Source organism: Paenibacillus methanolicus, from assembly GCF_008124765.1.
GTDB classification, from domain to species: Bacteria; Bacillota; Bacilli; order Paenibacillales; family Paenibacillaceae; genus Paenibacillus_Z; species Paenibacillus_Z methanolicus.
Genome location: NZ_VNHS01000011.1, coordinates 216,041 through 234,720 on the forward strand (window position 1 = coordinate 216,041; position 18,680 = coordinate 234,720).

An 18,680-nucleotide genomic window follows, 5' to 3' on the forward strand; every position below is an offset into this window, starting at 1 on the left:
CGGAGCCTTATTTAGTTCTCCTCCGCATCTTATGCGGCCCCGCGCTTGTTGTCCCGGGATGAAGAGAAAAGTTGCGGTTCTTCGCGTTTTCATTGGCCACCCGCCGCAGCGCTTCTCTCTCCGCGCACAAAAAAACGCAGCCCCAAAGGGGCTGCGCCTGCGATCCTATTCCAGCTCCTCGGAGCTGATCAGCTTCACGTCCGGGTTGATCAGCCATTTGCCGTCGGCCGACTTCTCGATCGTGTAGATATAATGCGTGCTGTAGTGGGCATCGTCGCCCTGCTCGTGCTCGATGAACGAGACGTGCGCCACGCCTTCTTCGTAGACGAAAATGTTGATCGCGTCATGCGAGAACGTATCGTCGTAATCGGCGAAGAACTCCTTGTAGTAATCGACGAAGTCGGTTTTCTCGGCCGCGTTCAAACTGTACGTCGCCGCCAACGCCTCGGCGTTCTCGTCGTTCAGCGCCTTCACGTTCGCTTCGAGCACGGCGAGGATCGCCGCCTTATCCGCGTCCGGCACGGCCGGTTTTTGCTTAACCGCTTCCTCCGCGCCCGGATAGATCGTGTCGTCCACCGTCAGATCGTAGATCTTCCAGGAACCGTCCGCCTGCAAGTCGACCGTAATCGTCAGCAGATCGTTCTGCTCCAGATAGAAACGCGTCTCGCCCGCTTCTTTGGTTGTGGTCGCTTCCACGGACAGCACTGCCGTCTTGCGGTCGAATGCAAGCAGCTCCACGTCGTCGAATACGGTATCGGTGCGGATGTCGTCTTCGTCCGCCGCCTCCAGCTGCGCTTTCAGATCGGCCAGCTGCGGCGAGTTCGCGGCGAAGAGCGCCAGATAACCCGTTTTTTCCGCGCTGCTCGACGCCGTCTCCAGCTTGGCGAGCACTTCGGTCAGCGCCGCGTATTCCTTCTCCGTCGGCACCGGGTAGTTCAGCTCGACGACCCGCGTTTTATTATTCCAAGTCACGTCCAGTCCCGAAGCTTCTCCGACGAAGCGCAGCGGCACGAGCGTGCTGCCGTTAACCGCGATCGGCTTCACCGCGCCTTGAGTCGCCTTGCCGTTCACGAGCGTGTTCGTCGTGCCGAGCTGCATCTGGATGCGCGTCGATTCGGATTCGCCGACGATTTTCTTCGTCTTCGCATCATAGCCGACCTCGTAGCCGAGCGCTTGGAACAACGTGCGGAACTCGACGTACACCGTGTTCGACTGCACGACCGGCGCGACCTTCATCGCCAGCTCTTCGCCGGCGAGGACGACTTTGATCGGGCTCGGCGCGGCGGCCTGAGCGGCCATGCCCGGCTGGGCGAACGACAAGGTCAATGCGGCGCCAACCAATAATGCGGAACTACGCTTCATCAGGGAAGATTTCAAGAGAACAGCTCCTAATAGTTAATATAGTCTATCGATCAATCGATGCTAGATTAACGGATCGAAGGCCCTACCGTCAATGGTGCTTTTTACCCTTTATCCAGGCGGTGGCAAGCATGGCGATGATCGCGCCGTAGAGGGCGACTTCCATGTCGTGATGCGCATCCCACGGATCGCCCTGCGAGCCGAGAAACAGCGCGCCGCGTTCCGGATCGAGAACGGACGTCACCCACATTTCGATCAGCTCGTAGAAAGCGCCGAACGCCAAAACGACGCAAGGGACGATCGCGCAGGCCCAGCCATGCCGAACGCCGGCGACGCGCCGCAGAAACTCATAGGCCGGGTAAGCGGTCAGCAGGCCGAACGCGAAATGCACGACCCGGTCGAAGTGGTTGCGCTCGAAATCGAACAGCGCGTCCAGCCAGCGGTCCAGCGGCGTCTCGTTGTACGAATAATGGGCGCCCACCGTATGCAGCGCAATAAAGGCGAGGATCAGCAAATACGAGGCGTTGCTCCAGGCGAACCAGCGCCTCGTCGCGACGAGCCCCGCCGCGGCCAGCAACGTCAGCAGATTTTCCAGCCACCAGTTGAATATGCGGTAAGGATCATAGCCCATCCATAACCAGAATAGCGCGAACGCGATCAGCGCCGCTTGCAGGGTCCGGTTGTCGCGGAAAGGCTTGACTCCCCATGCGTGCGCGGACGCATCATCATTACGTTGCGAAAGTTCCGGCATCTATACGACCCCCGATTCTATCTCTGCTCGTCTTGATTCTTATCCCTCGATCGCCCTAAACCGTGATCGGTTCGTACACGCACGCCCGAACCAGCCCGGCTTCGAAATCGATCGTCTCGTACATCTCCAGCTGCTGAATGCGCCCGATGCGCTCGTACTCGTGGGCCGCGACCCAATTTCGAAGGAGCGCGTACGCGAAATCCGCCGCCGCTGCCGGACCGATGTGCTCCGTCACCGCGTAGGACTGCGCCGGAATCGCGTGCACCGTCTCCGCCTCGGGCGCGTCGCCTTCCCGGTCGACCTGCGCGCACAGCCAGCCTTCTTCCTCGGCGCCTTCCGCGCCCGCCGGCGTGAAGAGCCGGATCCAGCCGTCCGCCCCGATCCTGCCCGTAATGCGTTCAAGCCGAGCCGCGCCTTCGCTACGCGCCCAGTCCAGGAAAGCCGCCCCGTCCCGATACGCCGCCGGAATCCGGATGCCCGCCAGCAGCATCTCGCCGCGCGCCACCACCCGAACTTCCCGCTTCCGGACCGGCACGTAGATCTCGGTCATCCCCCGGGGCTGCAGCGCATCCGTGAACACCTCGAATCTCGGCTGATCGAAATCGAGATTGTACGCCTCCCGATGAGCCTCTTCGTTAAAATGCCGCCAGAACGCCGGAATCTGCCGCTCCTCGAACCGGAAGACCAGATGCTCCGCGGGGTGAAGCGTGAACGGGATCATGCCCGGCGGCAGCTCGCCGAACGCCGACACCCGCCTCGCCGCGACCAGCCCGTCGCGAAGCGTGACGAGGTAGGTCTCCGTTCCGAGCATATGCGGAATTTCGCCGCCTCGCTCCTTCAACTGCCCGAACAGCACCTGCTCGGTCTCGTGCGGCTGGATGCCCCGGAAGCCTACGAGCCGAATCTCCTCGGTCATGGCGCCCTTGGCTTTCATCCGTATATCCATCGTATCGCGAATCGCCATCGCAATCCCTCCTTATGGTATAAAACGAACGTGCTGCTTATGAAAAATAATCATCCTTCCTTCTGTTTACCCCGGAGCCGCAACCCAAAAGCGCCCGGCCCGCGCTTGCGGATGCCGAAGGAAACAATCCTTGACTTTCGCAACAGGCGGGAGTATAACAAAACTAATCAGACGATAGTCCACATTCGTAGACGGGAACACGCACGTCCGCCATAGGCAATCCCCAGAGAATCGGCCTTGCGCTGAAAGCCGATGTTTGCCGCCGGACGCGGATGAACCTCATCCTTCGCATCCTCCCCGAGAAGCCCGGCCGAACCGCCGAACCTGCGTAACGCGGGGAACGCGAAGTAAGCTCGGACGGTATCCGCCGTTACAAGGAGCGCGTATGGTGGTACGCGGCAGAGCGCATGGGTCGCCCGGTCTTCTATCAGGCGGCGGCAATGAACAAGGGTGGTAACGCGAGCACATCTCGCCCCTGAACGGGGGCGGGATTTTTTATTTGGCAGACCAACAATATAGAGAAGGATGGCGATCGGGATGGAGAAGGAACGAGGCGGCTTCAAGCCGCAGGAGGAATACGGCCGAATCGGGATGGCCGAAATCGCGCAGGCGCAAATTCACGTGAAGGACGCGGTCGTCCGCACGCCGCTGCAACATAACCGGGTGCTGTCGGCGCGGTACGGCTGCGACGTGCTGCTCAAGCGCGAAGACTTGCAGGTCGTCCGTTCGTTCAAACTCAGAGGCGCGTACCATCTGATGAAGTCGCTCCCGGCCGACCGGCTGGCCCGCGGCGTCGTGTGCGCCAGCGCCGGCAATCACGCCCAAGGGGTCGCATATTCGTGCCAGACGCTCGGCATCCCCGGCAAAATTTACATGCCGAGCACGACGCCGCGCCAGAAGGTCAATCAAGTCGCGTTCTTCGGCGGACCGGACGTCGAGATCATCCTGACCGGCGATACGTTCGACGACGCATACGCGCAGGCGATCGCGGCCAGCGAGAAATACGACATGGAGTTCGTCCACCCGTTCGACGATCCGAAGATCATCGCGGGCAACGGCACGATCGGCAAGGAGATCATGGAAGCCGTCGAGTCCATGCCGGACTACGTCTTCGTCACGATCGGCGGCGGCGGCTTGGCCGCGGGCGTCGGCGCGTACGTGAAGGCGGTGTCGCCGTCGACGAAGCTGATCGGCGTGGAGCCCGAAGGCGCGCCGTCGATGAAGGCATCGCTCGAAGCCGGCAGCGTCCAGCCGCTCGAGACCATCGACAAGTTCGTCGACGGCGCGGCCGTCAAGCGCGTCGGCGATCTTACGTTCCGCATGTGCCGAGAGCTGCTCGACGATATCGTCGTCGTGCCGGAAGGCAAAGCGTGCACGGCGCTGCTCGACCTGTACAACGAGAACGCGATCGTGGCCGAGCCCGCCGGCGCGCTCACCGTCGCCGCGCTCGACCTGTACCGCGAGCAGATCGCCGGCAAGACGGTCGTCTGCGTCATCTCCGGCGGCAACAACGACGTCGACCGGATGCAGGAGATCAAGGAGCGCTCGCTCGTCTACGAGGGGCTCAAGCATTATTTCATGCTGAATTTCCCGCAGCGGGCCGGCGCGCTCCGCGAATTCCTCGACGAAGTGCTCGGTCCGGACGACGACATCGCCCGATTCGAATATACGAAGAAGCATAACAAGGACAACGGCCCGGCGCTCGTCGGCATCGAGCTGAAGCACCGTCAGGACTACGAGCCGCTGGTAGCCCGCATGCGGGCGAAAGGGTACCAGTTCCTCGAGCTGAACAAAGACCCGCTGCTCTTTAATCTGCTGATTTAGAGCGGCGGCAAGCCGACAAGGCGCGCATTCCTTCGACCGTAGGGGATGCGCGCCTTGTTGCCGCGCCGAGCGCCAATAGCGAACGCCCGCTATTCGCTCCCTTCCGCCTTCAGCAGCGGCGCGTACATCATGAGCGCGCGGTTCTCGGCGATCGGCTCGTCGGCGACCAGCTCGCCCGCCGCGTTCCACGTTCGGCGCCCGATTCGGTTGCTGCGTTCGTACCCGCCCCAGTATGCCTGCGCGATCCTGTGCTCCCGCTCGTAAATCTCGTAACGCAGCACCGGCGCCGCCGTCGACCGCCACTCCCCGTACAGGCGGTGGTCGCGAAGCTCCAGTACCAGCTGAAAGTCGGCTTCCGTGTCGTTGCGGATCATCAGATCCAAATAGTTATACGCGCACGTCGCCCCGCTCCCGAACGGCTGCGTCCGTCCCGCGTCCGGGAACACGTCGTAGCTGTGCCGGTGCCGCTCCGTTACGGTCAGCGGCGAGTGCAGCGTCATCCAATAGATGAGGTTCGACAGCTGGCAGAGCCCGCCGCCGACGCCGGCCTTGAAGCCGCCGTAGAACAGCACCATGCCGGGCACGTAGCCTTTCCGCTTCGTCGGTTTGCCGATCGTCCGCCAATAGGACAACGTCTCCCCCGGTCGGATGACGATGCCGCTTAGCCGCCGCGCCGCGAGCGCCAGATTGATCTCTTTGTTATGCTGCATCCACATCTCCACGTCCTTCAGCTTCCGCAGCGTCGGCGTGTCATGGCGGAAGACCGGGTACGGCAGAGGACCCGCCTCCCGCCGCTTCGCGTAGGTTACGCCCCCGAACCACCAGTACAACCGTCTTTTCCATGTAAAATACCGCTTCCCCGCCGCCAGGCGCAGCGCGGATCGCTTGACCGGGTTCGTATCGCCCGGCATGCGCAAACGACGACGCAATCGCACGATGGAATCGCCCTCCTCTATCATTACCGTTCACTCTCGCATCTTCATTTTATTTCCACTTCCTTTAAACCAGCAATAAGGCGAAACGACTAGCCCCGTCTTTTGCGGGGACGAAAGTTTCGTTCCGGAAAAATACAAGAGGATTTATAAACGTGAAACTTATAAATGCTTGTATTTTAAAGAAAGTCTAAAAGTTTCGCCCGCCGCCCGGTTCGGGCGTATATTCGCCGCCGCCTAGGTTATACCAGAACTAGAAGGCATGCCCGAGGCTAACAAACGTTTCACGCCGCGTTCACATTCGCATGACAAAGACGGTTTACGATCGGCTCAGGAGGTGTTTTCCCCATGAGCATCGAGAAATCAATGCCAGGACGCGGCCCGAAGGTGCTGCTGTTGTACGCATCCTTCGGCGACGGGCATCTGCAGGCCGCGCGCGCGCTTCAGGAAGCGTTCGAGAGTCGCGGCGCCGGCCGCATGATCCTCGTCGATCTGCTGGCCGAAGCGCATCCCTGGATGAACGCGGTGACCAAACAGCTCTACGCCAAAAGCTTCACGCTGCTGCCGGAGTTATATGGCTTCGTCTATGACGCCACCCGCCCGATGCGTCATGACTCCCTCTTCGCGCAATGGCTCCATTCCTTCGGCCGGGCCAAGCTGCGAAGCTTGCTTCAAACGCACCGGCCGGATGCCGTATTCCACACGTTCCCGCTGCTGGCGATGCCCGAAATCAGGAAGCAGCTCGGTCTCCAGGTGCCGACGTACACGGTCGTCACCGACTTCGATCTTCACGGCCGATGGGTACACCCCGATATCGACCGTTACTATGTGCCGACCGAGGATATGCGCGCGGAGCTCATTGCACGGCGCATTCCGTATCCGCGGATTTGCGTCAGCGGCATCCCGCTGCGGCGCGGCTTCGGCAGCGTGACCGTCAGTCCCCCGCTGCGATCGAAGTACGGCATTCCCGCCGGCTCGCAGGCGGTCCTCGTCATGGCGGGCGCCCAAGGCCAGATGAGCGACGTCATCGGCCTATGCGAGGCGCTGCTGGCTTGCCCGGGGCCGCTCGTGGCGGTCGTGTGCGGCCGCAACGCCAAGCTGGCGGCCTCGCTGCGGGAGACGTTCGCAGCGCCTCCCGCGGCCGAACGGCTGCGCGTGTTCGGCTACGTCGAGCATATGCACGAATTGATGGCGCTCTCCGCCTGCATGGTCACGAAGCCCGGCGGGCTGACGCTCGCCGAAGGGCTCGCCAGCGGATTGCCGTTGTTCACCCCTTCGCCCGTGCCCGGGCAGGAGCTGCGCAACGCCCGCTACTTGGCGCGCTGCGGCGCGGCCGTCCTGACGAACGATACGGAAGAGCTTGCAGGAGAAATCTTGAAACTCCTGGGCGATCCGCTTCGTTTAAAGAACATGCAGCAGGCGCTCGCGCGGCTTGGCCGCCGGTACGCCGCGGACACGATCGCATTAGACTTTTTATCCAGCTTGAATATAATGGAAGAAGCGCGTCCGGCCGCCGCATCCGTTACCACCCATGCGGACGATGCGGCTCTCGGAGGCTTCTGACCTGACTACCCAAGGACGTGAGGGAAATTTCGAAGCGATTGTTCATGCCGGAGATCGCCTTGTTCTCCGTGATTCTGTTTCTCGTCGAATTCGTCCGCGGCGCCGCGCTCGTCAGCTTTCTGCCCGTCTTCGGGCAGAAGACGCTGGGCTTGAATTTCGACGTCATCGGCATCGCCATCACCGCCCATTACTTAACCGATACGGCGCTCAAAATGGGAATCGGCGCCTTGCTCGACCGGTTCTCCATCCGGTTCGTCGTCCATGTGGGCCTCTTGACCTCGCTCGCCGGCATCGCGCTGCTGCAGTTCGCCTCTTCGCCGTGGCTGTTCATCGTCGCTTCCGCCTTGTACGGCGTCGGGATCTCGCCGATCTGGATCGTCTGCCTGACGCGGGTAAGCGAAGAGAAACGCGCGACTCAGATGGGTTTCCTGTACACCATCTGGCTGGTCGGACTCGGCGCTGGCCCGGTCGTGTGCAACTTCGTCATCGATCACAGCATTAGCGCGACGTACTACATTCTGCTGGGGCTGTCCGCGCTCTGCTGGCTGCTCTCGCTGCTGATCTCGGGGGCCAAGGCGACGAATGTCGTGTCGTTGCCGATCCGGGAGCAGTTCAAGGTGCTGGGCGAGCGGCTGCGGCACACGAAGCTGCTCCTGCCCGGCATGATCCTGCAGACCGGCGGCGCGGGCATGCTCGTGCCGATTCTGCCGAGCTTCGCGGAGAACCGGCTGGGTTTGAGCGGGGCTCAATATTCCCTGCTGCTGCTCGCCGGCGGCGCCTGCACGGCGGCCGGCCTGATCCCGTTCGGCCGGCTGTCCGACCGGCTGGGCGGCAAGAAGTGGTTCCTCGTGTTCGGCTTCGTCTTCATCGGCGTAGCGCTCTATCTGCTGTCGACGGAGCCCTCGATCGGCGTCAGCATGGCGCTCGCGGGTCTGCTCGGCCTTTCGTACGCCGCGCTGCTGCCCGCGTGGAACGCCCTCATCGCCAACTATGTCCCGCCTCAGCAGGCCGGCCTCGGCTGGGGCATCTTCTCCACGGTGGAGGGCATCGGCGGCATGCTGGGTCCGGTCGTCGGCGGCGTGCTGGCCGCCTCGATGGGCGAGCCGTCCGTCGTCTTGTACAGCGCCGTGCTGTACGGCGTGATCGGTTTCTTCTACATTTGGTTCCCGTTCCGCTCGTTTACGTAGAGAGGCCTTACGCGCCTTCGCTTATTTTAAGGAGATCGCCTAACCCATGAGTCAAATCAATCAGTGGATTCACGAACTGAAGCAGCTCGACCTCGATCATCTTCAGCGAACGCTCCAGAGCTATTCGGTGCTCGGCCCCCTGCCGGGCATCGCGCTGACGATGGTCGAGTCGTTCCTGCCGATCCTGCCCCTGCTCGTCTTCGTCGCGGCGAACGCGAACATTTACGGCCTATGGCTCGGCTCGCTCTACTCCTGGATCGGCGTCAGCGCCGGTTCCCTTATCGTCTTCATTCTGGCCCGCAAGCTCGGCAGGCGGTTCCGTCCCTGGCTGCAGCGCCGGTTTCCCAAGATGGAGAAGTTCTTCGACTGGGTCGAGCACCGCGGATTCACGCCGATTTTCCTCTTCGCCTGCTTTCCGTTTTCCCCTTCGGCTCTCATCAATATCGTATCGGGCATCGGCAACGTGCCGTTCCGCTCCTTCCTGTTGGCCGTTCTGCTCGGCAAGGCCGTCATGATTTTCGGCGTCTCCGTCCTCAGCTTCGACATCGCGGACTTGGCGGAGGAGCCGTGGCGCATCGTGGTCGCGGTCGTCATGATCGTCGTCATGTGGTTCGGCGGCAAGAAGCTTGAGTCGCGCTATCAGTTGAAATAACGGACGATGCGGGGGGAATGAAACTTGCTGACGTGGGGGAACGGCCTGAATCCGCTCCCGCTGGCCGGATGGATCAGCGGCTTGGCCACCGGCGGCGTGCTGCTGCTCGCCCTCGGGTTGGTCGGCGCGATGTTCGCGATCATTCGGATCACGACGAGCGATTCGGATAAGCATCGGGAAATTCGGGATTTCGTCGAGACTTTATTCGGCACGCCCGCCCATCTGCGGCCCGGGAGCGGAGCCGCGGAGGAGACGGCGGCCGGCAAGGAAGAACGGCCAGCGCCCGCCGCGAACGGTCACGCTTATTCGGAGCCGTGCCCGGGATGCGGCGAGACGGTCACGCAGGCGCACGCGGACTGCCCATCCTGCGGTCTTCGCCTGCAATAACAAGAAGCCATGCGCGTCCTCGCCGGGACGTTCATGGCTTATTTGCCGTTATCGGGGCGCATCGTTTTCCGCCGGGATCGATACATAGTTTGCCCGCTTCCGCGCACACTGTAGAAGCAATTCATTGCGATGCAGCTTACCCACGATAAGGAGGTTTGCACCATGTCAGGCGAATTCCCGTCCGAAGCGCAAAACCAAGCCAGCCAAGCGCAATCCGAAGCCGACCGTTCCGGCAAAAGCAAAGCGAAGGCGAGCGCCATGCAGTCCAAAGCGGACAGCGCGGCGGTGCGCAAGCACGGCTTATAACCCTTCCGCAAGCCGGGCATGCTAAGCGATGACAGTCGGTTTAAGCTGCCGGCTTAAGCTGCCGGCTTAAGCAAGAACGCCATTGTCCGTTAAGGAGGAAACGCAATCATGAGCGAAGAGCAGAACCATTACGAGATGCAGCCGATGTCCGACGAGCATGTCGAGGTCGACGGCGTCTACCGCAACGAGTGGGGCCGCGAAGAGAAGCTGAAGCGCGGAGAGACGTTCCCGGCCGATCCGCAGATGGGAACGAGCGAATGGCAGCTGGTCGAACTTGACTTCGAGAACCATCACAACGGCGAGACCGATCCGCGCCTAGTGCCCAAAGACGATTCCCTTGGCAACGACGCCGGCGGTCACGAACGTTCGCACAGCCCGCACAAGATTCGCCATCGCCAAGCCTCCAAGAAATAAAAGCGCGAAACCCCGCCGAAGGACGTCTTTGTCCATTCAACGGGGTTTCGCTTTTTAATAATAGACGGCGTTAAAGCGCGAACGACAAATAGCTCAGCGTCCCCATGTCATAGCCGCGGAATAGGATCTCCGGCGTCTTCTTCGATCCGCTCCCGAGCGCGACGTACAGCGGAACGAAATGCTCCGCGCGCGGCACCGCCATCCGAGCACCGGGCGCCAGCTCCTCGTAGCGGAACAACGAATCTACGTCGCCGCTTCCCATCCGTTCGATGAGCCAGTCGTCAAATGCGACGGCCCAGTCCTCCGGTTCCCGCTGTCCCCATTTGATCATGCGCAGGTTATGCACCGTCACGCCGCTGCCGATCACCAGAATCCCCTGCTCGCCGAGTCCCCGCAGCGCTTCTCCGATCCGATAATGCTCCTCGGGCGAACGATACGGATTGACCGACAGCTGCACGAGCGGGATGTCCGCTTTCGGGTACATCCGGTGCAGCAGCGTCCACGTGCCATGGTCCAGTCCTCGCTCGGCGTCTCGCCTTACCGCAATACCCTGCTTCGCAAACTTCGCTTCCAACATGTCCGCCACGATCTTCGATCCTCTTGCCGGATACTTGATTTGGTACAACTCATCCGGGAATCCGCCGAAGTCGTAAATCGTCTCGTACACGTCGTCCGTATAGGTCATCGCGAGCGTCTCGGTCTCCCAGTGCGCGGTGAAGACGACGATCGCTTTCGGTTGAAACTGCTTCCCCAGTTCCCCGAGGAACGCGGCGTAATCGGTTTGTTCGATCGCCAGCATCGGCGATCCGTGCGCCAAAAATAAAGCCGGCAGCATAAATACATCCCCTTCCGTTACTTATCATTCACTAACAAGTTACTTAATGTAATCAAATTTATATCGAAAGCGGTTATATGTCAAGTAACTATTATTTCTTTAGCACCTATTCATTTGCGTCATTAACGGCTATAATAGAGTCAACGAGGTGATGACAATGCATGATTCAATGTGTCCCAAATTCGATAAAGCGATGCAGCTGATCAGCAAACGCTGGACCGGCTTGATCATTCATCAGCTGCTGAACGGCCCCAAGCGATTTTGCAACATTGAATCCGCCATGCCCATTAGCGGCCGGCTGTTGTCCGAGCGGCTGAAGGAGCTGGAACAGGAGCGGATCGTCCGCCGGGACGTATATCCCGAGACGCCGGTTCGCATCGAATATTCGCTGACAGGCAAGGGACTTGCCCTTGGTCCGCTCTTCAAGGAGCTGGAGCATTGGTCGCATGAGTGGATCGAGCTGGACGAGGCGGATTTTCCGGAGGCCATCGTCGCGGAAGACCGCGTCTAGACGACCGTACGTTGTCGGTTCAATTCTCCACATTAACTGTGCCCTATACAGAGAACGCCCGCTGCCGGAACCGGCTAGCGGGCGTTCGTCGCTTAAGGACCTTGATTATTCATGCCGTTAATCGGCGCCGCGTTCCGCGTCTTCCGCATCCCGCTGCATCACCTGATCCGCCAGGCGCTCCAGCCTGCGCAGATGGAAGGCATATTCGAACACGGCGGAGCCGACGAAGACGAGCCGCTTGCGCTCGTCCGGGTCCTGCACCAGGTATTCGGTCAGCTGCATGGCGAGCCGCGCCTCCCGTTCCTCCGGCGGCTCGAAGGAAGCGCCGTTCTTCAGCTTGCCCTCGAGCTTGAGCAGAATCTGCTCGTGGTATTTGGTCAAATCTTCGATCTGGTCGTCGAACTGCTTCGCCCACTTGCCGGCTTCCGGCGCGGCGAAGTAATGCTCCTCGACCGCCTCCAGCAAATCCGCCCCCTGCTGCAGCGCCTTGATATGCTGCTTGGAGATGAGCAGCTGCCTGGCTCTGGCCAGGCGGCGGCTCGGCAGCAGCGAGCGCTCCTCCTCGAACAGCGTGTAGCGCTCCTCCAGCTTGCGCAGCGTGCCGGTGAGCTTCCCCTTCTCCTTCCGGTGGACGTCCTCCTTCAGCTCGTTGGAGATCGCCATCCGCAAGAGGAGCGACAGCTCGTTGAACGCCTCGTGTACCTGTTCGTTGAACTGCTTGCGCGGGCGCGGCGGGAAGATGAGCAGATTGACCGCGAAGGCGGCGCCCATCCCGGTGAGCACCTGGAAGAACCGCTCGACCGCGAACCACCAGCCTTGGCCGTCCGTCTCCATAATGACGACGACCGTTACGAGCGTCAGCGCGATCGTCGCTTCCATGCGAAGCTTAATACAGATCATAATGACGATGATGCAAACAAGACCGACGGATATCGCCGTTTGGCCGAACAGCTTGATGGCCGCTATGCCCAGAATCGCGCCCAGCACGTTCGTCTGCAGCTGATCGACCGTGTTTTGCCACGACCGCGATATGGACGGTTGAATGGATATGGCCGCAATGGCCGAAATGATCGGCGACGGGAAACCCAGCAGCTCGCTGAGATAGATCGCCAGCGCCACGGCAAGGCCCGTCTTCAGGACGCGCGCCCCGATCGTCATGGTACCGCCCCCTCTTCCGCGCCGCGCAGCCGCATCACCGTCTGCGCTACCTCGCGCCCGTTCACGAGCAGCCATAACCGGTGCGCGCCGGGGTAATGTTTGCGCGTCGTAAGGTCCGCCCAGCTCAGCCGCTTAACGCCGGCAATCCGCGTCCCGGGCTCGGCCAGCGTCTCCTTGAGCAGGAACTTCTTGCGCGATACGCTGCCGTTTGCTTTGACGTAGTCGACGCCCAGCTCCAGCCGCAGCTTGATCGCCCCCTGTTCCGTTCCCTCGGCCTCGGTCGTACCCACTTGCGCGGCATAGCGGATCTCCGTCGTCTCGCCGATGCGCGCCTCGCCTGGCGACACGTCCACCGCGGCGTGCGTCACGTTCGCGGCAGCCGCCTCGTCCGCATAGCCGAATAGCGCCATCACGACCGGATCGGCCGCTTTAATAAGCGACCGGCAGCCCCGCCGCACGATCCAATCTGTTCGTTCGTCATGCCCGATCCAGCGCCGCGCGACCGCCAGCACCAGCTCCGGATGATCCTTGGCGATATCGTTCAAATTGTTGGCCACGCTCTTGCGCACGTAGAGCGACGGGTCCGCTTTCAGCTTCTCCAGAATCGGCAGAATCGGGGACGGATCGCGCTTGAAATCGGGCAGCGCCGGCGCCCAGGGCAATCTCGGCCGGCAGCCTTCGCTCGCCAATCGCCGGATATGCTCATCCTCGCCGTCCGCCCATTCGAGCATCCGCGCCATCGTTTTCTCCGGCTCCGCCAAGATGAACGGACGGATCGCGAATTCCGCCGACGATTTGCCCGTGAATCGGGCGAGCGCGTCCATCGACCGCGCCCAATCGTCCCTCCCGTACACCTCGACGAAGTCCGGGAAGAACAAATACGGGAACCCCCTGCATTGCTCGTCGATCGCGTACATAATACCCAGCGCCTCGCTATATGCCTCAGGCAGACTGGCGCCCAACGACACCGTAATCCGCCGCATTCTCGCCTTCAGCTCCAGCTGCTTCCAATCTCCGGCCAGCGCGAGCGCCACGAACCGTTCTTGGTCGAACGGCGTCCATGCCGAATGGACGAGCGCCGCGAATTGCCGCAGGAACGGCTCGTTATACATCGCTTTTAATGGCTCGGCCATCTTCGCATCGCCTCCTCCCGCTATTATAGCCGATCCGCCTAACGTCCGCATCCGGGCGGCCCTGGCTCTGCCAACCTTTACACGTCTATTTCGGCGGGCAAACAGAGGCCTCCCTCCCCCTTCCCCTCCGCCAATGCTGTCAGGTTAAGAAGGGCTGCGCCCCGTTGACCCCACTTTTGTTGCTCCCTCCTCCCACCTCCTCCGCCGAGGAGGCTCCAAAGTCTATGCTTCCGAAGTGCGTTTTCCTTTGAAAACGCTCAGACTCCCTTTTTCGTGCTGGCATGTTTGTTCGCGGTCGGCGGGAAGGCTTGAATGGGGCACGCTTTTGTCCTGACGGACAAAGCTTCAGTGGGTTTTGAAGTCCATCCTAAGACTTATGCCTGTGCGTAAGCCGATCGACTATGCCCACGGCTGCCTTCACCAGCCGTACCAACCGTTTTCCTTAACCAGACAGCATTGGATCCGGGGGAGAATAAGAGCACGTAAAAAAAGCGCGAGGGCGTCTCTCCTGAAACGACGCTCCCCGCGCTTTGGCTTTATGTTATTGTAGCGGACCGTTCATCGCTTATGCGTAACGGGAAATGACGTTCGCCAGCTCCTGCGAGATCGAATACGGACCCGCCGCCAACTCGCTATTCGAGAAACGAACGCGCACGAACGTTTCGTCCATATCCATCGCTTCGGCGAACAGCCCCGCGAGCCCGCGCGCCTTGCGGTCGATCTGAAGCAGTACTTCCAGCTCCTGGCCGCGGTTGTAGAAGATCACTTCCAGTTCGTCGAGACGGCCGCGGTAGCTGCCCGAGGTCGGCACGAATTCGAACTCCTGCACGAACGGGAACCGCCCGCCGATCCGGGACGCGTACTCGCATTCCGCCTTGCGCAGACGGAAGCCCAGCTGCTCCACCGCTTCGAGCACGGTCGCCATGCCCTGCGTCGGCACGACCTCGATGCGGTCGTTGTCGCCCGGGTCGAGCGCGCCGCGGATCGCCAGCTCCGTCTTCACCCATACCGGCGCGCGGCCGATCGTCAACGGCGTCTCGAGCGGCAGGACGAACGAGAACGGCACTTCTTTCTGTTCGCCGGCGCGCAGCTTGAACGGGCTGCTCACGTGGAACCGGGCCAACGCGACCGTTACGTTATGCTTGTGGTCATTGCTTTCCTTGATATATTCCGTCATGACCGATACTTCGATCGTGTCGACGTCCTGCTCGACGCTGCCGCCCTTCATCCGCACGACGCCGCGTACTTCCTCGCCCGGCGTGTAACGCGCCTTCTCCAGCAGGGTGTCCAGCGTGGCCGATCCGATGCCGATACTCGCAAGAAAACGATTGAACATTGAAAAACGCTCCTCTCAACTGATCCCGATATGGTATTCGCGGTCCGATTACAGCTGTATTTCGTTATGCTATTCGTTATGTACGCGAAGAACGCGCCGAAGGTTTCGCCGCGCCCCCGGACCTTCAACCGAGCCTGATCGGCGTCACCTTGCCTTCCGCCTGCTGCGGCATCGCTTCTTCCGGCGGGTCGACATACGGGAAAATAATCGCGAACATCGTGCCGACGCCAAGCTCCGACCGGACTTCGACGCGACCCTGGTGGTTGTCGACGATTTTGTAGCTGACCATGAGCCCGAGCCCCGTCCCTTTCTCCTTCGTCGTATAGAACGGCTGCCCGATTTTGGAGAGCGTCTCTTCGGGGATGCCCGGGCCGCAATCCTGGATGCGAATATAGATGTCGTCCGCTTCCCGTCGGCAGCTGATTTGAATTTTGCCCCCGTCGCTCATCACTTCGATCGCGTTCTTCAGCACGTTGATGAACACCTGCTTCAGCTGATCCTCCACCCCGTGAATCCACAGCGCCTCTTCGCTAAGCTCCGATTCCAGCTCGATGCCGTGCAGCAGCGCCTGCGCCTCCATCAACACGACCGTGTCGCGCATAATATGGCGGATGTCCCGGTAGGCCAATTCGTACACCTGCGGCTTCGACAGCATGAGCAGTTCGCTGACGATCGATTCGATGCGGGTCAGCTCGGACTTCATAATATCGAAGTAATTGCGGTTGTTCGCCCGACCCGTGGAGATGAGCTGGATAAATCCTTTCAGCGAGGTGAGCGGATTGCGGATTTCGTGGGCGATGCCGGCCGCGAGCTGGCCCGCCACGTACAGTTTCTCCGAATTGATGAGCAATTCTTCATTCTTCTTGCGCTCCGATATATCGCGGATGATGACCTGGTAAGCGGGCTTGCCGGCGAATTTCGTTCGGGTCTGCACGACCTCCGAGTGGAACAGTTTGCCTTGAGCCGTGTACCACTGCATCTCGATCGGCTGCGGAAACCGCCTGCCAGACATTGTATTCAGCAAATTCCGCATCGATTCATGACAATCCGGGTGCAGGAACTGGTAGATCGAGCGATCCAGGAGCGCCCGATCGTTCTCCGCCTCGAACAGCGCAAGACCCGAGCGGTTGACGTATTCCCAGCGGTCATCGCGAATCATCGCGATCATGTCGATGGAATTCTCCACGAGCAGGCGGTACCGCTCGTTCATCGTGCTGAAACGCTGATCGACGAAATTGGCCAGCAGGCTGAAGATGAATATGAGCGACGTCGCCATCCCCAGCACGACGGCCAGCAGCTGCATATATTCGTTCAGCTTGTCGGTCGTCAGCACGACGCTGTACTCCGCGGCGACCGATTCTACGCTGAAGAGCTGGACCGCGAAGCTGACCATTCCGAAAATAATGCCCGGCAGCAGCGGAAACGCGCCGCGGTTCCGCTCGAACAAGGCGAAGGCGACGACCGTGCCGACGAAGCTGAGCGCGCCGCCGACCGTCATCATGCCGATGTTGAGTTCCACCTGATTCACCTGGTTGCTCAGGAGCGATCCGTAATTCAAGAACGCCTGCCCCAGCGCGATCAAGAGCCCCGCCGCCGCGAGCCGCAAATAAGGGTTCGCCCTCCCCCTCATCAGCCGGAAGGCGAAGTATGCCGTCACCATGACGATCAACTTCGCGACCGACGTCCAATCCATCAGCAGCATCGTATCCGTGGCGAACAGCATGATGAACTGCGATACCCACAATCCCAGTCCGTATACGACCGCCCCGCTGAGCAGCCAATAACGGCGCAGCGTCCGCGTCATCCGGAGATGGCCGAGCATATAGCACATCGTGAACGACGAGAACACGTTGATCGCGAGCGCCAAGAGAGGAAACATCCACATATCCGAGCGGATCAGCTGGGTCATTCTACACAAACTCCGATCCTCATTGGTTTGACAATCGTAGGTAAATTTCGACATTTTTACACATAATCCTTTTTTCCGCGGGAACAAAATGCCGCGTAAGACTTTCGGCTCATGCCCCTCGTCTATAATGCAAGGCGCGTCCGCCCGCGCTATAATGGATCCAGATCAAGAACGCATAGAAGGAGCTTGGACGTATGTGGAAAGTATTAAAAGAATTTAGGGAGTTCGCGGTCAAAGGCAACGTGCTCGACCTCGCGGTCGGCGTTATTATCGGCGCCGCCTTCGGCAAAATCGTCACGTCGGTCGTGAACGATATCATTATGCCGCCGATCGGCAAAATACTGGGAGAGAAGAGTTTCGTCGACCTCTTCATCAACTTGGATCCCGAGAAGCTAATGCCGAACGGAGACAAACCGCACACCCTTGCCGAAGCTAAAGCGCTAGGATCGGCGGTCATCGCCTACGGCAGCTTCATCAACGTCATTCTCGACTTCGCGATCGTCGCGTTCTGCGTCTTCATGATCGTCAAGGGCGCGAACGCGCTGCGCCGCCTGAATACGAAGGAAGAGGCGCCGCCGTCCGCCGAGCCGACGGAGAAGGAATGTCCGCAATGTCTGTCGCTCGTGCCCATCCGGGCGAAGCGATGCAAGCACTGCACGTCTCATCTTCACGATGCGGACGAGCAGGGTCCCGAAGGAAGCGTGGTGACGTAAGCCATGATCCACGGCATGTCCGACGATCGGGCGGAGGAGCGCTTCGATATTTACGACGAGGCCGGCGATTGGATCGGCACCGCGACGCGCAGCGACGTACATAAACACGGCTACTGGCATCATTCCATTCATTGCTGGCTGGCGCGCGCCGACGAGCAGGGCCGGAAGCTCGCGCTGTTCCAGCTGCGGCACCCGGACAAAGACACGTTCCCGCTCCATTACGATATTACGGCGGCGGGGCATCTGTCGGCCGGCGAAACCTACGAGGAGGCCTCGCGAGAGATCGAGGAGGAGCTGGGCGTGCCCGCCCCTTTCGAGGCGCTCGTGCCGCTGGGCGAGACCCGCAGGGAGATGAGCGGATCGGCGCAAGGCGTATCGTTCGTGGACCGGGAGATTAGCCGCATGTACGGCCTGCCGTTCGCTGGCGAGCTGACCGATCTGCGCCTGCAGGCGGACGAGGTCGCCGGGGTATACGAAGCCGAACTGTCCGCGATGATCGACTTGTTCGAAGGGCGACGCGCGCAGATCGAAGCGCAAGGCGTGCGGTTGAACGGCGAAGGCGCGCTCGTTCCCGCTTCCGCGCAGGTCGCCGCTTCTCAATTCGTCACGCGCCCCGCTTCCTATTATGCCGGCGTATTCCGGCAGCTGCTTCATATGCTCGAACCCGGGAACTCGCCTGAATAGTTCCCCGGGGATGACAACGCGAAGAAACCTCTAGCGCTCGCTTTCGTGCGAGATAGAGGTTT

19 protein-coding genes are annotated in these 18,680 nt (G+C 60.8%); 10 read left to right on the forward strand and 9 right to left on the reverse strand.

The window, feature by feature from the left end:
• Nucleotides 1–165 precede the first annotated feature (165 nt).
• The 3 genes from BCM02_RS26975 to BCM02_RS26985 all read right to left on the reverse strand — a co-directional run bounded on the left by BCM02_RS26975 (nt 166) and on the right by BCM02_RS26985 (nt 3,074).
• Nucleotides 166–1,377: a copper amine oxidase N-terminal domain-containing protein gene (locus BCM02_RS26975; RefSeq protein WP_148932240.1), complete on the reverse strand. Its 1,212-nt coding sequence runs from the start codon at nt 1,375–1,377 to the stop codon at nt 166–168.
• A gap of 73 nt (nt 1,378–1,450) precedes the next feature.
• Nucleotides 1,451–2,110: a DUF2238 domain-containing protein gene (locus BCM02_RS26980; RefSeq protein ID WP_148932241.1), complete on the reverse strand. Its 660-nt coding sequence runs from the start codon at nt 2,108–2,110 to the stop codon at nt 1,451–1,453.
• Between the two features lie 55 nt (nt 2,111–2,165).
• Nucleotides 2,166–3,074 (reverse strand): GyrI-like domain-containing protein, encoded by a 909-nt coding sequence (locus BCM02_RS26985; RefSeq protein ID WP_148932242.1) that lies wholly within the window; start codon nt 3,072–3,074, stop codon nt 2,166–2,168.
• A 537-nt stretch (nt 3,075–3,611) separates the two neighbouring features.
• On the opposite strand from BCM02_RS26985, the gene ilvA reads away from it, so the two are divergent.
• The gene (gene ilvA, locus BCM02_RS26990; protein WP_148932243.1) at nt 3,612–4,898 is read left to right on the forward strand and encodes a threonine ammonia-lyase IlvA; all 1,287 of its coding nucleotides are present in this window, start codon (nt 3,612–3,614) and stop codon (nt 4,896–4,898) included.
• A gap of 89 nt (nt 4,899–4,987) precedes the next feature.
• Here ilvA and BCM02_RS26995 read toward each other — a convergent pair whose 3' ends face one another.
• On the reverse strand, nt 4,988–5,809 hold the full coding sequence (locus tag BCM02_RS26995; protein ID WP_148932385.1) for a VanW family protein: 822 nt from the start codon (nt 5,807–5,809) through the stop codon (nt 4,988–4,990).
• Between the two features lie 369 nt (nt 5,810–6,178).
• Here BCM02_RS26995 and BCM02_RS27000 point away from each other — a divergent pair, with 369 nt between their 5' ends.
• From BCM02_RS27000 to BCM02_RS27020, 6 genes are all read left to right on the forward strand, one after another.
• Nucleotides 6,179–7,393 carry an MGDG synthase family glycosyltransferase gene (locus BCM02_RS27000; RefSeq protein WP_148932244.1) on the forward strand — a complete coding sequence of 405 codons (1,215 nt, stop codon included), beginning with the start codon at nt 6,179–6,181 and terminating at the stop codon, nt 7,391–7,393.
• A 44-nt stretch (nt 7,394–7,437) separates the two neighbouring features.
• Nucleotides 7,438–8,580: an MFS transporter gene (locus BCM02_RS27005; RefSeq protein WP_148932245.1), complete on the forward strand. Its 1,143-nt coding sequence runs from the start codon at nt 7,438–7,440 to the stop codon at nt 8,578–8,580.
• 46 nt (nt 8,581–8,626) lie between these two features.
• Nucleotides 8,627–9,232: a TVP38/TMEM64 family protein gene (locus tag BCM02_RS27010; RefSeq protein WP_148932246.1), complete on the forward strand. Its 606-nt coding sequence runs from the start codon at nt 8,627–8,629 to the stop codon at nt 9,230–9,232.
• Nucleotides 9,233–9,256: 24 nt separating this feature from the next.
• On the forward strand, nt 9,257–9,619 hold the full coding sequence (locus BCM02_RS27015) for a hypothetical protein (protein WP_148932247.1): 363 nt from the start codon (nt 9,257–9,259) through the stop codon (nt 9,617–9,619).
• Between the two features lie 162 nt (nt 9,620–9,781).
• Entirely contained in the window at nt 9,782–9,925 is a 144-nt protein-coding gene (locus BCM02_RS35475; protein WP_187434425.1) for a hypothetical protein, read from the forward strand.
• Nucleotides 9,926–10,033: 108 nt separating this feature from the next.
• Entirely contained in the window at nt 10,034–10,339 is a 306-nt protein-coding gene (locus BCM02_RS27020) for a transposase (RefSeq protein ID WP_246183577.1), read from the forward strand.
• Between the two features lie 70 nt (nt 10,340–10,409).
• Here the strand turns inward: BCM02_RS27020 and BCM02_RS27025 are convergent, their stop codons facing one another.
• Nucleotides 10,410–11,174 carry a DODA-type extradiol aromatic ring-opening family dioxygenase gene (locus BCM02_RS27025; protein WP_148932248.1) on the reverse strand — a complete coding sequence of 255 codons (765 nt, stop codon included), beginning with the start codon at nt 11,172–11,174 and terminating at the stop codon, nt 10,410–10,412.
• Nucleotides 11,175–11,331: 157 nt separating this feature from the next.
• Between BCM02_RS27025 and BCM02_RS27030 the strand changes: the two genes are divergently transcribed.
• A complete protein-coding gene (locus tag BCM02_RS27030; RefSeq protein WP_187434426.1) occupies nt 11,332–11,685 on the forward strand; it encodes a winged helix-turn-helix transcriptional regulator in 354 nt (117 codons plus the stop codon).
• Between the two features lie 117 nt (nt 11,686–11,802).
• Here BCM02_RS27030 and BCM02_RS27035 read toward each other — a convergent pair whose 3' ends face one another.
• From BCM02_RS27035 to BCM02_RS27050, 4 genes are all read right to left on the reverse strand, one after another.
• Nucleotides 11,803–12,843 carry an FUSC family protein gene (locus tag BCM02_RS27035; protein WP_148932249.1) on the reverse strand — a complete coding sequence of 347 codons (1,041 nt, stop codon included), beginning with the start codon at nt 12,841–12,843 and terminating at the stop codon, nt 11,803–11,805.
• Nucleotides 12,840–13,976, reverse strand: a complete 1,137-nt coding sequence (locus BCM02_RS27040) for a DNA alkylation repair protein (RefSeq protein ID WP_148932250.1) — start codon at nt 13,974–13,976, stop codon at nt 12,840–12,842. Before BCM02_RS27040 ends, BCM02_RS27035 begins: the two co-directional genes overlap by 4 nt.
• 565 nt (nt 13,977–14,541) lie before the next feature.
• On the reverse strand, nt 14,542–15,312 hold the full coding sequence (locus BCM02_RS27045) for a sporulation protein (RefSeq protein ID WP_148932251.1): 771 nt from the start codon (nt 15,310–15,312) through the stop codon (nt 14,542–14,544).
• Between the two features lie 124 nt (nt 15,313–15,436).
• Nucleotides 15,437–17,221, reverse strand: coding sequence for an ATP-binding protein (locus BCM02_RS27050; RefSeq protein ID WP_187434427.1), 1,785 nt, complete (start codon nt 17,219–17,221; stop codon nt 15,437–15,439).
• Nucleotides 17,222–17,415: 194 nt separating this feature from the next.
• Between BCM02_RS27050 and mscL the strand changes: the two genes are divergently transcribed.
• Complete coding sequence (gene mscL, locus BCM02_RS27055; protein ID WP_148932253.1) at nt 17,416–17,934, forward strand: large conductance mechanosensitive channel protein MscL; 519 nt, start codon at nt 17,416–17,418, stop codon at nt 17,932–17,934.
• Nucleotides 17,935–17,937: 3 nt separating this feature from the next.
• A complete protein-coding gene (locus BCM02_RS27060; protein WP_246183578.1) occupies nt 17,938–18,618 on the forward strand; it encodes an NUDIX hydrolase in 681 nt (226 codons plus the stop codon).
• Nucleotides 18,619–18,680 lie beyond the last annotated feature (62 nt).

What these genes read in the sequence shown, in the direction of transcription:
- BCM02_RS26980 (WP_148932241.1), bottom strand. Translation starts at nt 2,110, where the DNA reads ATGCCGGAACTTTCGCAACGTAATGATGATGCGTCCGCGCACGCATGG.
- BCM02_RS26985 (WP_148932242.1), bottom strand. Translation starts at nt 3,074, where the DNA reads ATGGCGATTCGCGATACGATGGATATACGGATGAAAGCCAAGGGCGCC.
- ilvA (WP_148932243.1), top strand. Translation starts at nt 3,612, where the DNA reads ATGGAGAAGGAACGAGGCGGCTTCAAGCCGCAGGAGGAATACGGCCGA.
- BCM02_RS26995 (WP_148932385.1), bottom strand. Translation starts at nt 5,809, where the DNA reads ATGCCGGGCGATACGAACCCGGTCAAGCGATCCGCGCTGCGCCTGGCG.
- BCM02_RS27000 (WP_148932244.1), top strand. Translation starts at nt 6,179, where the DNA reads ATGAGCATCGAGAAATCAATGCCAGGACGCGGCCCGAAGGTGCTGCTG.
- BCM02_RS27005 (WP_148932245.1), top strand. Translation starts at nt 7,438, where the DNA reads ATGCCGGAGATCGCCTTGTTCTCCGTGATTCTGTTTCTCGTCGAATTC.
- BCM02_RS27010 (WP_148932246.1), top strand. Translation starts at nt 8,627, where the DNA reads ATGAGTCAAATCAATCAGTGGATTCACGAACTGAAGCAGCTCGACCTC.
- BCM02_RS35475 (WP_187434425.1), top strand. Translation starts at nt 9,782, where the DNA reads ATGTCAGGCGAATTCCCGTCCGAAGCGCAAAACCAAGCCAGCCAAGCG.
- BCM02_RS27020 (WP_246183577.1), top strand. Translation starts at nt 10,034, where the DNA reads ATGAGCGAAGAGCAGAACCATTACGAGATGCAGCCGATGTCCGACGAG.
- BCM02_RS27025 (WP_148932248.1), bottom strand. Translation starts at nt 11,174, where the DNA reads ATGCTGCCGGCTTTATTTTTGGCGCACGGATCGCCGATGCTGGCGATC.
- BCM02_RS27030 (WP_187434426.1), top strand. Translation starts at nt 11,332, where the DNA reads ATGCATGATTCAATGTGTCCCAAATTCGATAAAGCGATGCAGCTGATC.
- BCM02_RS27035 (WP_148932249.1), bottom strand. Translation starts at nt 12,843, where the DNA reads ATGACGATCGGGGCGCGCGTCCTGAAGACGGGCCTTGCCGTGGCGCTG.
- BCM02_RS27040 (WP_148932250.1), bottom strand. Translation starts at nt 13,976, where the DNA reads ATGGCCGAGCCATTAAAAGCGATGTATAACGAGCCGTTCCTGCGGCAA.
- BCM02_RS27045 (WP_148932251.1), bottom strand. Translation starts at nt 15,312, where the DNA reads ATGTTCAATCGTTTTCTTGCGAGTATCGGCATCGGATCGGCCACGCTG.
- BCM02_RS27050 (WP_187434427.1), bottom strand. Translation starts at nt 17,221, where the DNA reads ATGACCCAGCTGATCCGCTCGGATATGTGGATGTTTCCTCTCTTGGCG.
- mscL (WP_148932253.1), top strand. Translation starts at nt 17,416, where the DNA reads ATGTGGAAAGTATTAAAAGAATTTAGGGAGTTCGCGGTCAAAGGCAAC.
- BCM02_RS27060 (WP_246183578.1), top strand. Translation starts at nt 17,938, where the DNA reads ATGATCCACGGCATGTCCGACGATCGGGCGGAGGAGCGCTTCGATATT.